Raw genomic sequence first — 11873 nt, forward strand, 5'->3', positions numbered from 1 at the left:
CGGCGCGTTGCGGACCTCGTCGTCAGACGAGCTGCAGGCCCCAGGTGAGCTCGCGGCTCTCGCCCGGCGCCAGCCGGATCAGGTCGTCACCGGTGCGGAACGCGTCCGCGATGCAGGTCATCGGCTCGATCGCGACGCCACGACGCTTGATCGGCGGCACGAGGTCGCCCGTGCACACCTGCCACGCGTGGAAGCTCGCGTCGGCCCACATGGCCACCGTGCGCCCGTCGGCCCCACCGAAGCGCGCCCACGTCAGGCCGTCCTCGTCGCGGATCGGCTGTACCCAGGCGTCGTCGAGCGCGATCCCGCGCAGCGGAGTCGCAGCACGCAGGTCGTAGCGGCCGGCGAGCGCCTCGGTGCCGGTGGGCAGCAGTCGGGTGTCGACGGTGACGTGCCGCGCCGCATCGACCTGCAACGTGGTCTCGTCGACGGGCCCGTCGCCGGGCGAGAGCCAGGGGTGGAAGCCGAGCCCGAACGGCGCGGTCGACGTGCCGAGGTTGGTGACGTCGGTGCTCACGCGCAGGCCCGCCCCGGTCAGGGTGTACGTCACCTGCAGGCGAACCGGCCACGGGTAGCCGGTCGTCGGCACGACGACGTGCTCGAGCGTGACCGAGCTCGGGGTCTCGTCGACGGTCGTGAACGTCGTGTGCGCGACCAGGCCGTGCAACGAGGTCTGCCGGTCGTGCTCGGTCAGCGGCACCTCGTAGGTGACGCCCTCGAACCGGAACTCCCCGTCGCGCAGGCGGTTCGGCCAGGGAGCGAGGACGGTGCCGGAGAACGCCGGCGCCATCGCGTCCTGCGCGTAGGGCAGGACCACGTCGCGTCCACCGACCGCGTACTCACGCAGGCTCGCACCGACCGCGGCGACGACCGCACGCTGATCGTCGAGCTCCAGCACGTGCTGTCGGCCGGTGGGCAGGGGAGGCGGGGGAGTCGGGGCCACCGCAACACGCTAGTCGGCCGCGGCCTCTCGCCCCAGACGAACCACCGCTCCCGGACGGGTGAACGAGTCTCGCCTGTGCACAAGTGGCTGCGGGATGCGTGTCGTATCCCCTAGGGTTCCGGCCATCGTGCGATGGGACATGACGGACGAATCAGGCACCGACGCGGACATCAAGGGGGCACACGGTGGACAGTGTTGCCATCCTCGAGACCGAGGTCCGCGAGCTGATCCGCCGCCGGGGGATGGACCCGGTGCGCGATCGACCGGGGGTCGTGGCGCTCGTCGCGGACGTCATCGCGGACTACGACGAGCGGTCCGTGGTCGGTGCGGTCCCGCCGCTCATCGACCCCGTCGCGGCCCACAAGGCCGTGCTGGACGCGGTGGCCGGGCTGGGCCCGCTGCAGCGCTACCTGGACGATCCCGAGATCGAGGAGATCTGGATCAACGCCCCGACACAGGTCTTCGTCGCGCGCCGCGGTGAGCCTGAGCTGACCAACACGATCCTGACGGACGGGCAGGTGCGCGACCTCGTCGAGCAGATGCTGAAGGTGTCGGGGCGTCGCCTGGACCTGAGCAGCCCGTTCGTCGACGCGTCGCTGCCGGGCGGGGAGCGTCTGCACGCCGTGATCCCGGACGTCACCCGGCGGCACTGGTCGGTGAACATCCGCAAGTACGTCGTGCGCGCGACCAACCTCGACGAGTTGGTCGGGCTCGGCTCGCTGACGCCACAGGCCGCGGCGTTCCTGCATGCGGCGGTCCGGGCCGGGCTGAACGTGCTGGTCTCCGGGGCCACGCAGGCGGGCAAGACGACGATGCTCAACGCGCTGGCCGGTGCGATCCCGGCGCGCGAGCGGATCATCAGCTGCGAAGAGGTGTTCGAGCTCCGGCTCGTCGCCCGTGACTGGGTGGCCATGCAGTGCCGCCAGCCGAGCCTCGAGGGCACCGGGGAGATCCCGCTGCGCCGGCTGGTCAAGGAGGCGCTGCGGATGCGGCCGAGCCGGCTGCTGGTCGGCGAGGTGCGGGAGGCCGAGGCGCTCGACCTGCTGATCGCGCTCAACGCCGGCGTCCCCGCGATGTGCACGATCCACGCGAACTCGGCGCGCGAGGCGCTCACCAAGCTCTGCACGCTGCCGCTGCTGGCCGGCGAGAACATCTCGGACCGGTTCGTGGTGCCGACGGTCGCGTCCGCCGTCGACCTCGTCCTGCACCTCGACGTCGACGTCTCCGGGCGACGGGTCGTGCGCGAGATCGTCGCGGTACCCGGACGGGTCGAGCAGGGAGTCGTCGAGACGGCCGACGTCTTCACCACGCGCAACGGTCACCTCGTCCGGGCCGACGGGTTCCCGCCGCACGCCGAGCGCTTCGCCCGGACCGGCACCGACCTGGCGGCGCTGCTGCGCGGGCGCAGCTGATGGGCGTCGTCGTCGGGCTCCTCCTCGGCGCGGGCGTCGCCTGCGTCTGGTCGTCGTTCTGGGTCCGGCCCACTGATCAGCCGGGGCGCAAGCGTGACGGCTGGCACGCTCGGACGCAGGACATGCTCGTCCAGGCCGGCGTCACCGGCGCCACACCCGGCGGGCTCGTCGCCGCGTGCGCCGCCGTCGGGTTGGTCGTCCTCGTCGTGGCGCTCGGGCTCACGCGCACGCCGTCGATCGCCCTGTGCTTCGCCGCGTTCGTGTCGGCGGGCCCGTGGGCGCTCGTGCGCGGTCGGGCTCGTCGTCGGCGGGCGCGGCTGCGGCAGCTCTGGCCCGAGGTCGTCGACCACCTGGGCTCAGGCATCCGGGCCGGCCTGGCGCTGCCCGAGGCCGTCGCGCAGATCGGGGAGCGCGGACCGGTCGAGCTGCGGCCCGCGTTCGTTGCGTTCGCCGAGGACTATCGCGCGACCGGGCGGTTCGGCGACTGCCTGGACGCCCTGAAGTCGAGACTGGCCGACCCCGTCGCGGACCGGATCATCGAGGCCTTGCGGCTGACCCGGGACGTCGGCGGCACCGACCTGGGCCGGCTCCTGCGGACCTTGGCCAGCTTCCTGCGCGACGACGTGCGCACGCGCGGGGAGCTGGAGGCACGACAGAGCTGGACAGTGAACGCCGCTCGGCTGGCAGTGGCCGCGCCGTGGATCGTGCTCGCCCTGCTGTCCACGCGGCCCGAGGCGGCCGCGGCCTACAACACGCCGACCGGCGCCGCGGTCCTCGTGGGCGGCGCCGCCTGCACGGTCGTCGCCTACCTGCTCATGCTGCGCATCGCCCGGCTCCCCGACGACCCGCGGGTCCTGCGATGAGCCCGGCGCTGCAGGGCGCGCTCATCGGGCTGCTCGGCGGCCTCGGGCTGGTGATGGTCGTCGCGCGGTTGCGATCGCGGCGGGTGAGCCTCGACCAGAGGCTCGCCCCGTACCTGCGTCCGCAGCGGACGTCGTCGGGTCTCCTGCGGCTGCCGACGGCCCGCGGTCCCTTCTCGACGATCGAGCGCCTCGTCTCCCCGCTGATGTCCGACGCGGTCCGGCTGGTGACCCGGCTGGGCTCGCCCGCCGCCGAGCTGCGCCGCCGGCTCCTGCGTGCGGGACGGACCGAGTCGGTCGAGCAGTTCCGCGCCGGGCAGGTCGTCTGGGGAGTGCTGTCGCTGGCGGCCGGGCTCGCTCTCGCGCTCGTGACAGCGACGACCCGCGGCGGCAGCCCGGTGGCGCTCATCCTGCTGGTCGCCGTCTTCGGGCTGTCCGGGGTGCTCGTCCGGGACTGGTTGCTCACCCGGCAGATCAGGGCCCGAGAGTCGCGGATGATGGCCGAGCTGCCCACCGTCGCGGAGCTGCTGGCGCTCGCGGTCGGCGCGGGGGAGGGAGCGATCGGGGCCCTGGAGCGGGTCGTTCGGACCACCCACGGCGAGCTGACCGGGGAGCTCGCGCGGACCCTCGCCGACGCACGCGCAGGCATGCCGCTCACTGCCGCGCTCGACGGGCTGGCCGACCGCACCGGGCTGTCGGCGCTCGCCCGGTTCGCGGAGGGTGTCGCGGTGGCGGTCGAGCGGGGGACGCCCCTGGCCGACGTCCTGCGGGCACAGGCGCAGGACGTCCGCGAGGAGGGCCGGCGCGAGCTCATGGAGGCCGGCGGACGCAAGGAGGTGGCGATGATGGTTCCGGTCGTGTTCCTGATCCTTCCGATCACCGTCGTCTTCGCCGTCTTCCCGAGCATGGTGGTGCTGCGGGTCGGCCTGTGAGCCACCCGCACTTTCGCCCCCGGATCCGGGAGCGAACTCAGATCGACGAGAGGACGACCGATGAAGACCAACGCAGGGGGTCGCCTGTGGGGTGCGCTGCTGGAGCGGGTCGGGGGCGAAGACCCCGAACGCGGGGACGTGCCCGGCTGGGTGCTCGTGACCTTGATGACGGCCGGGTTGGTCACCGCTCTGTGGCTCGTCGCCGGTCAGGCGCTGTCCAAGCTGTTCTCGCAGGCGATCGGAAGCGTCAGCGGTCCCTGACCGGGTCCACGGCGCAGGACGGGTCGGCGATCGTCGACTTCGCGCTCGTCGGAGCCTTGGTCACCGTGCTGTTCGTCGGGGTCCTCCAGCTGACGATCGTCCTGCACGTGCGCAACACGCTCATCGACTCGGCGTCGGAGGGCGCGCGCTACGCGGCGCAGTCGGGTCACGTGCCCGCCGACGGCGCGGCGCGCACGCGAGAGCTGGTCGGGCAGTCGCTCGCCGACTCCTACACGCACGGTGTGACCGCGACGACGACACGCATCGACGGGCTGGACGAGATCGAGGTCGAGGTCGTGGCGCCGCTGCCGCTGCTCGGGCTCCTCGGCCCCGCAGGGTCGCTGACCGTCCAGGGGCACGCCCTGGCGGAGACGCCATGACGCTGCGGCGCCGCCTCCGGATCCAGCCGGGCGACGACAGCGGCAACGCGGTGGTGGAGTTCCTGGGTCTGGCCCTCGTCCTCCTCGTGCCGCTCGTGTACCTGGTCCTCGTGCTCGGCCGACTGGAGGCCGCGTCCTTCGCCGCCGAGGGCGCCGCGCGCGAGGCTGCGCGGACGTACGTCGCCGCCGACACGTCCGAGCAGGGCTCGGCTCGAGCAGCGGCCGCGGCCGGCATCGCGTTGCGGGACCAGGGTTTCGACGACGACCCGGTCGACGCGCTGACGCTGCGGTGCTCGTCGACACCCTGCCTGAAGCCTGGCAGCGACGTGGCCGCGCGCATCGACCTGATGGTGCCGCTGCCCTTCGTCCCGGGGTTCGTGCGTTCCGTCGTCCCGCTCGAGGTGCCCGTCAGCGCGCAGCGGGTTGCGCCGGTCGACGCCTACCGGGCGCACGGGTGAGGGCCCCCACGGCGAGGGCCGGCGCCGCGGGCGACGACGGCCAGATCATGATCCTGACGCTCGGGTTCGTGGTGATCGCGCTGCTTCTCATCACCGTCGTAGCGTCGGCCGCGCACGTGCACCTCGAACGCAAGCGCCTGCTCGCGCTCGCGGACGTCCTGGCGCTCGAGGGGTCCGACGCCGTCGGCGCGGACCGCTACTACGCGCCTGGCGCGGACCGGGAGGCCGGGGTGCCGCTCACGGACGCTGCCGTGCGGCGCAGTGTCGACGAGTACCTGCGAGACAACCCCGACGCCACCGCGCAGTGGGACCAGTTCACGGTGCTGTCCGCGACGACACCCGACGGCACGTCGGCACACGTGCACCTGGGCGCGGTGACGCACCCCGTCCTGCTGAGCTGGGTGCTCGCACCGTGGCAGGACGGGATCGCCTTGGAGGCGGAGTCGACGGCGCGGTCGTCCTGACGGCGAAGGGCCCGATGCCGACCTGCGATCCCCGTGTTCCCGCACGATGCACGGCGCGGGCGACAGACGCCCTCCGGTAGCCTGGACGGTTGTGGCCACCACCGACTTCAGCACCGCGATCCATGACCTGCGCACCACCCTCGGCACCATCCAGGCGGTGAGCGACCCGGCGGCGCTCGAGGCGAAGGTCGCGGAGCTCTCGGAGCAGGCGTCGGCACCGGACCTGTGGGACGACCCGGACGCGGCGCAGAAGATCACGAGCGCCCTGTCGTCGACCCAGGCCGAGCTGGACCGCATGAGCAAGCTGAGCGGCCGGATCGACGACCTCGAGACGCTGGTGGAGATGGCGGCCGAGGAGAACGACGAGGACACCCTCGCCGAGGCCGAGGCCGACCTGCTCAAGATCAAGAAGGACCTGGGCGAGCTCGAGGTCCGGACGCTCCTGGCGGGCGAGTACGACCAGCGCGAGGCCGTCGTCACCATCCGCTCCGGAGCGGGCGGCGTGGACGCGGCGGACTTCGCCGAGATGTTGCTGCGCATGTACCTGCGCTGGGCGGAACGGCACGGCTACCCGACGACGGTGCTCGACACCTCCTACGCCGAGGAGGCGGGTCTGAAGTCGGCGACGTTCGAGGTGAAGGTGCCGTACGCCTTCGGCAACCTGTCCGTCGAGGCCGGCACGCACCGGCTGGTCCGCATCTCGCCGTTCGACAACCAGGGTCGCCGGCAGACGAGCTTCGCGGCCGTCGAGGTGATCCCGCTGATCGAGTCGAGCGACTCGGTGGACATCCCCGAGTCCGAGATCAAGGTCGACGTCTTCCGCTCCTCGGGTCCCGGCGGCCAGTCCGTCAACACGACCGACTCCGCCGTGCGCATGACGCACATCCCGACGGGCATCGTCGTCTCGATGCAGAACGAGAAGTCGCAGATCCAGAACCGTGCGGCCGCGCTGCGGGTGCTGCAGTCCCGGCTGCTGCTGGTGCGCAAGGCCGAGGAGGACGCCAAGAAGAAGGCGCTCGCCGGCGACGTCAAGGCCAGCTGGGGCGACCAGATGCGCTCGTACGTCCTGCAGCCGTACCAGATGGTCAAGGACCTGAGGACCGAGCACGAGGTCGGCAACCCGGCGGCCGTCTTCGACGGGGACATCGACGACTTCATCGAGGCGGGCATCCGCTGGCGGCGTTCTGCGGAGAAGTCTGCGTCCTGAACGGCCGAGATCTGATTGTTGCCGGATCAGACATTGTCGATCAGGGCCGCACACGAGTTGCCCCGAGTGGCCCCGTGCTAGGTCACGGAAGGGTGACAAGATCACAGTTTGGCCACCAATGGCGGTGCTGACCTTGTGACTTGTGCGGCCGTCCGCATATGTTGTCGCCCGCAACATAGTCCGAGCGCCCGTAAGCGCCGGGTGGAGACGAGCGCGACGGAGCGTCGTCACGAGAGGGAGCACAATGCGACGGAGCATGATTCTGGCGTCGGCGGCCGTAATGGCCTCCGGACTCCTGCTGGCCGGTTGTGGCAGCAGCGACAAGCCGAGCGACAACACGAGTGCAAGCGGCGATTCGACCGGCTCTGCGGCCAAGCCGAAGGTGGGCGTGATCCTTCCGGACACGAAGTCCTCGGCTCGGTGGGAGACGGCTGACAAGAAGTACCTGACGGAGGCCTTCGAGGCAGCCGGCGTCGACTACGACATCCAGAACGCCCAGGGTGACAAGACGCAGTTCCAGACGATCGCCGACGGCATGATCACGGAGGGCGTCGACGTCCTCATGATCGTCAACCTGGACTCCGGTTCGGGCAAGGCCGTGCTCCAGAAGGCCAAGGACCAGGGCATCAAGACGATCGACTACGACCGTCTCACGCTGGGCGGCGGGGCTGACTTCTACGTCTCGTTCGACAACACCAAGGTCGGCGAGCTGCAGGGTGAGGGCCTCACCAAGTGCCTCACCGACGACAACAAGACCAAGGCGAACATCGTCTACCTCAACGGCTCGCCGACGGACAACAACGCCACGCTGTTCAAGGCCGGTGCCGAGAAGGCGCTGAAGCCGAAGGAAGACAGCAAGGACTACACCCGCGTCGCCGACCAGGCCGTTCCGGACTGGGACAACCAGCAGGCCGGCACGATCTTCGAGCAGATGTACACCGAGCAGGGCGGCAAGATCGACGGTGTCCTCGCGGCCAACGACGGTCTCGGCAACGCCGCGATCGCCATCCTGAAGAAGAACGGCGTGAACGGCACCGTCCCGGTGACCGGTCAGGACGCGACCGACCAGGGCCTGCAGAACATCCTCGCGGGCGACCAGTGCATGACGGTCTACAAGGCGGTCAAGAAGGAAGCCGACGCTGCCTCCGCGCTCGCCATTGCGGCCGCGAAGGGCGACGACACGTCGAGCCTGGCCACCGGCTCGGTCGACGACTCCGAGACGAAGGGGAAGGTCGCCGCGGTCCTGCTGGACCCCCAGGCCATCTACTTCGAGAACGTCAAGGACGTCATCGCTGACGGCTACACCACCAAGGAGAAGGTCTGCACCGCGGACTACGCCGCCAAGTGCACTGAGGCCGGCATCTCCTGAGTACGGCGCCGGGGTGGCCGAACACGGCCACCCCGGTCACAGGCGGGGCCGGTCCGCGCGAGCGACCGGCCCCGGCCTGTGCACAGGACAGAACGCACAGACCCGCGACGATGCGGGGTGAACCGAGTGACACGACGAGGTGGACGATGACCCAAGCAGCGCATTACGCACCCGACCTGGCCCCGCCCCCGACGCTCGAGGTGCGCGGAGGCCGCAAGAACTTCGGCGCGGTGCACGCGCTGCGAGGTGTCGACCTGGTCGCCCGAGCCGGTGAGGTCACGGCCCTCGTCGGCGACAACGGCGCCGGTAAGTCGACGATGATCAAGTGCATCGCGGGAATCTTCCCGTTCGACGCCGGCGAGGTCTTCTTCGAGGGCCGCCCGACGCACATCTCGTCCCCCGGCGACGCGAACGCCCTGGGTGTCGAGGTCGTGTACCAGGACCTGGCGCTGTGCGACAACCTCGACATCGTGCACAACATGTTCCTCGGACGTGAGCTCAAGAAGGGCTTCCGCCTCGACGAGTCCGCCATGGAGACGCGTGCCGCCGAGGTCCTGGCATCGCTGTCGGTCCGCACGGTCCGGTCGATCCGCCAGCACGTCGCCAGCCTCTCCGGTGGCCAGCGGCAGACCGTCGCCATCGCGCGCGCGGTGCTGTGGAACTCCAAGCTCGTCATCCTCGACGAGCCGACCGCCGCCCTCGGCGTCGCGCAGACGGAGCAGGTGCTGCAGCTGGTCCGACGCCTGGCCGACGCCGGTCTCGCGGTCGTGCTCGTCTCGCACAACATGAACGAGGTCCTCGAGGTCGCCGACTCCGTGAACGTCCTCTACCTGGGCCAGACGGCCGCGCAGGTGCGCGCCCAGGACACGTCGCGCAGCGAGATCATCGAGCTCATCACCAGCGGCTCGGCCGCCCTTGGGGCTCCTCCCGTGGCTTCGGCCTCGACCATCAACGACGCACCGAACGGGAGCACCCCCGCATGAGCACGCCCACCGTCTCCCGCAACGACCGCAACGACGCCCCGCCCTCGCTCCTGGCCGGCTCGGTCGAGCAGCCGACCTTCGGCGAGGCCGTCAACAACTACGTGAGCAAGGTGCGCGGCGGCGACATGGGGTCGCTGCCGGCCATCCTGGCGCTCCTCGTGCTGCTCGCGATCTTCGTCGTCATGAAGCCGGAGACGTTCCCGTCGGCGCTCAACATCGCCAACCTGTTCCAGCAGGGTGCCGTCGTCGCGACGATCGCCATGGGCCTGGTCTTCGTGCTCCTGCTCGGCGAGATCGACCTGTCGGCCGGCTTCACGTCCGGCGTCAGCGGCGCCGTGCTGGCCACGCTGCTCACCAAGAACGGGGCTCCCTGGTACGTGGCCGTCATCGGCGCGCTGATCACCGGCCTCGTGGTCGGCCTGATCAACGGCACGCTGGTCGCGCGGCTCGGCATCCCGTCGTTCGTCGTCACCCTGGCGATGTTCCTCGCCCTGCAGGGCGCCGTGCTGCTGATCATCGGCACCGGTGGCAACATCTCGATCCACGACCCGGTGATCGTCGCGATCCAGAACAAGAACGTGCCGCCCCTGCTGGGCTGGGCCATCGGGATCCTGTCCGTCGTCGCGTACGGCGTCTCGAGCCTGCGGACCTGGCAGCTGCGCCGCCAGCGCGGTCTGCTCGCCGCACCCGTCGGCGTCATCGCCATCAAGATCGCTGCGATCGCCGTCCTCGTGCTCGGCATGATCGCGATCCTCAACCAGGAGCGGAGCCTGCACCCGCTGCGGGTCTCGATCATCGGCGTGCCGATCGTGGTGCCGGTCATCGTCACCATCGCGCTGGGGCTCGGCTTCCTCCTGACCCGCACGGCGTTCGGCCGGCACATCTACGCCGTCGGCGGCAACGCCGAGGCGACGCGTCGCGCGGGCATCAGGGTCGCCAGCGTGCGGATGGCCTGCTTCATGATCTGCTCCTCGATGGCGGCAGTGGCCGGCATCTTCGCGGCCTCGCGTGCCACCTCGGTGGACCCGAACGCGGGCGGCTCGAACGTCCTGCTCTACGCGGTCGGGGCGGCCGTCATCGGCGGTACCTCGCTGTTCGGTGGCAAGGGCCGGATCATCGACGCCCTCATCGGTGCCGCGGTCATCGCGGTCATCGACAACGGCATGGGCCTCCTCGGGTACTCGTCGGGCGTCAGGTACGTCGTCACCGGTGCCGTGCTGGCAGCGGCCGCCGCCGTGGACGCCCTGTCTCGCCGACAGGCTCGATCGACGGGCCGCGGCTAGCAGTACTGACCGACACCAGGGGGAGATTCTCGTGCGGCTCGGGGCTGGTCCGCCCGTGCGACGAGCCGATGCTTCCGCGCAGGACGACGTCCGGCGCGCCAACCTCTCGGCCGTCCTACGGTTGCTGCACTTCGACGGACCGGCCACCCGGTCCGAGCTGGTGGCCAGCACCGGCTTCAACCGCTCGACCGTCGGGTCGCTCACCTCCGAGCTCGTCAAGCTCGGGCTCGTGCGTGAGCGACCCGGCGTCGTCAGTGGCAAGGGTCGACCGTCGAACGTGGTGGAGCCGGTCAGCACCAGCGCCCACGTGCTCGCGTTCGATGTCACAGCCTCGAGCGTGGGGGCGGCGCGCGTCGGTCTCGGCGGCTACCTGCTCCAGGTCCGGCGTCGACTGCACAGCACCCCGCCGCACGACGTGCCGGGGGTCGTGAACCTGATCGCGACGCTGGCCAGGGAGATGCAGGCCCGTGCGACCCCGGGTTCGCTCTGCCTCGGTCTGGTCGTCTCCGTCCCTGGCAGCGTGCGCCAGCCGGACGGGCTGGTGCGCCGCTCGCCCCCTGTGGGCTGGTACGACGTGCCCCTGGCCGACCTGCTCCGGGAGGCGGTGGGTGACGAGTACCCCATCACGATCGGCAACGACGGCGACCTCGGTGTCGTCGCCGAGTACCTGCGCGGGGCTGCCCGTGGGTCCCAGGACGTCCTGTACGTGCGCGGTGAGGTCGGCGTCGGCGGGGGTGTCGTCGTCGGCGGCGAGCTGCTCAAGGGCTCCGGCGGGTACGCCGGCGAGGTCGGGCACCTCCTGGTGAAGCCGGGCGGTCGCGTGTGCTCGTGCGGCGCGCGCGGGTGCTGGGAGGCGGAGATCGGCGACGCGGCGATCATTCGCGCGGTCGGCCGTGACCCCCGGGAGGCGGAGATCGAGGACGTGGTCAGCGACGTCGCGATCGGCAACCGGCGCGCTATCGCGGGTGTGCGCAAGACGGGGGAGTGGGTGGGCCTCGGGCTCGCGAGCCTGGTGAACCTGTTCAACCCGCAGGTCGTGGTGCTGGGCGGGACGCTGGGTGCCCTCTACCCGACGATGGAGCCGACGCTCGCGCAGTCCTATGCCCGCACGCTCGGGCCCAACCGTGAGCAGGCGCACGTCCTGCGGTCCGACCTCGGGTCGGACGCGCAGCTGCTGGGGGCGGCCGAGGTCGGGTTCGCCGACGTGCTGGAGGACCCTGCGGGCACCCTGGAGGCGCGCCGAGAACAGCCGGACCCGAGCGCCGAGGAGCGCGGCGAGGTGCACCGGATCCACCGGCACGGCGGGTGAGGACCGGACGGA

13 protein-coding genes are annotated in these 11873 nt (G+C 71.1%); 12 read left to right on the forward strand and 1 reads right to left on the reverse strand.

The annotated features are described in order from the left end of the window. Nucleotides 1-22: 22 nt before the first annotated feature. Nucleotides 23-943, reverse strand: coding sequence for an aldose 1-epimerase family protein (locus I847_RS0105690; RefSeq protein ID WP_028048926.1), 921 nt, complete (start codon nucleotides 941-943; stop codon nucleotides 23-25). Nucleotides 944-1128: 185 nt separating this feature from the next. On the opposite strand from I847_RS0105690, the gene I847_RS0105695 reads away from it, so the two are divergent. The 12 genes from I847_RS0105695 to I847_RS22120 all read left to right on the forward strand — a co-directional run bounded on the left by I847_RS0105695 (nucleotide 1129) and on the right by I847_RS22120 (nucleotide 11861). Beyond that, complete coding sequence (locus I847_RS0105695; RefSeq protein WP_028048927.1) at nucleotides 1129-2355, forward strand: CpaF family protein; 1227 nt, start codon at nucleotides 1129-1131, stop codon at nucleotides 2353-2355. Next, nucleotides 2355-3218, forward strand: coding sequence for a type II secretion system F family protein (locus I847_RS0105700; protein WP_028048928.1), 864 nt, complete (start codon nucleotides 2355-2357; stop codon nucleotides 3216-3218). The genes I847_RS0105695 and I847_RS0105700 overlap by 1 nt, the downstream gene beginning before the upstream one ends. Continuing rightward, a complete protein-coding gene (locus I847_RS0105705) occupies nucleotides 3215-4147 on the forward strand; it encodes a type II secretion system F family protein (RefSeq protein ID WP_028048929.1) in 933 nt (310 codons plus the stop codon). The genes I847_RS0105700 and I847_RS0105705 overlap by 4 nt, the downstream gene beginning before the upstream one ends. A gap of 60 nt (nucleotides 4148-4207) precedes the next feature. Beyond that, the gene (locus tag I847_RS0105710) at nucleotides 4208-4408 is read left to right on the forward strand and encodes a hypothetical protein (protein WP_034609279.1); all 201 of its coding nucleotides are present in this window, start codon (nucleotides 4208-4210) and stop codon (nucleotides 4406-4408) included. Next, the gene (locus I847_RS0105715) at nucleotides 4339-4788 is read left to right on the forward strand and encodes a TadE family protein (RefSeq protein WP_369751708.1); all 450 of its coding nucleotides are present in this window, start codon (nucleotides 4339-4341) and stop codon (nucleotides 4786-4788) included. Before I847_RS0105710 ends, I847_RS0105715 begins: the two co-directional genes overlap by 70 nt. Continuing rightward, nucleotides 4785-5246, forward strand: coding sequence for a pilus assembly protein TadE (locus I847_RS0105720; RefSeq protein WP_034609280.1), 462 nt, complete (start codon nucleotides 4785-4787; stop codon nucleotides 5244-5246). Before I847_RS0105715 ends, I847_RS0105720 begins: the two co-directional genes overlap by 4 nt. Further along, nucleotides 5243-5710 carry a hypothetical protein gene (locus I847_RS0105725; RefSeq protein ID WP_028048933.1) on the forward strand — a complete coding sequence of 156 codons (468 nt, stop codon included), beginning with the start codon at nucleotides 5243-5245 and terminating at the stop codon, nucleotides 5708-5710. The genes I847_RS0105720 and I847_RS0105725 overlap by 4 nt, the downstream gene beginning before the upstream one ends. 91 nt (nucleotides 5711-5801) lie before the next feature. After that, nucleotides 5802-6917 (forward strand): peptide chain release factor 2, encoded by a 1116-nt coding sequence (prfB, locus tag I847_RS0105730; protein ID WP_028048934.1) that lies wholly within the window; start codon nucleotides 5802-5804, stop codon nucleotides 6915-6917. A gap of 256 nt (nucleotides 6918-7173) precedes the next feature. Beyond that, the gene (locus I847_RS0105735; RefSeq protein WP_231384099.1) at nucleotides 7174-8286 is read left to right on the forward strand and encodes a sugar ABC transporter substrate-binding protein; all 1113 of its coding nucleotides are present in this window, start codon (nucleotides 7174-7176) and stop codon (nucleotides 8284-8286) included. A 146-nt stretch (nucleotides 8287-8432) separates the two neighbouring features. Continuing rightward, nucleotides 8433-9269, forward strand: coding sequence for an ATP-binding cassette domain-containing protein (locus I847_RS0105740; protein ID WP_028048936.1), 837 nt, complete (start codon nucleotides 8433-8435; stop codon nucleotides 9267-9269). Beyond that, nucleotides 9266-10552 (forward strand): sugar ABC transporter permease, encoded by a 1287-nt coding sequence (locus I847_RS0105745; protein WP_081680517.1) that lies wholly within the window; start codon nucleotides 9266-9268, stop codon nucleotides 10550-10552. Before I847_RS0105740 ends, I847_RS0105745 begins: the two co-directional genes overlap by 4 nt. A gap of 55 nt (nucleotides 10553-10607) precedes the next feature. Then, nucleotides 10608-11861: an ROK family transcriptional regulator gene (locus I847_RS22120; protein WP_051274506.1), complete on the forward strand. Its 1254-nt coding sequence runs from the start codon at nucleotides 10608-10610 to the stop codon at nucleotides 11859-11861. The last annotated feature ends 12 nt before the right edge of the window (nucleotides 11862-11873 follow it).

Source organism: Cellulomonas sp. URHD0024 (assembly GCF_000426185.1).
Classification (GTDB): Bacteria; Actinomycetota; Actinomycetes; order Actinomycetales; family Cellulomonadaceae; genus Cellulomonas.

Coding starts and splice junctions, on each gene's coding strand:
- I847_RS0105700 (WP_028048928.1), top strand. CDS start 2,355: ATGGGCGTCGTCGTCGGGCTCCTCCTCGGCGCGGGCGTCGCCTGCGTC.
- I847_RS0105705 (WP_028048929.1), top strand. CDS start 3,215: ATGAGCCCGGCGCTGCAGGGCGCGCTCATCGGGCTGCTCGGCGGCCTC.
- I847_RS0105710 (WP_034609279.1), top strand. CDS start 4,208: ATGAAGACCAACGCAGGGGGTCGCCTGTGGGGTGCGCTGCTGGAGCGG.
- I847_RS0105720 (WP_034609280.1), top strand. CDS start 4,785: ATGACGCTGCGGCGCCGCCTCCGGATCCAGCCGGGCGACGACAGCGGC.
- I847_RS0105735 (WP_231384099.1), top strand. CDS start 7,174: ATGATTCTGGCGTCGGCGGCCGTAATGGCCTCCGGACTCCTGCTGGCC.
- I847_RS0105740 (WP_028048936.1), top strand. CDS start 8,433: ATGACCCAAGCAGCGCATTACGCACCCGACCTGGCCCCGCCCCCGACG.
- I847_RS0105745 (WP_081680517.1), top strand. CDS start 9,266: ATGAGCACGCCCACCGTCTCCCGCAACGACCGCAACGACGCCCCGCCC.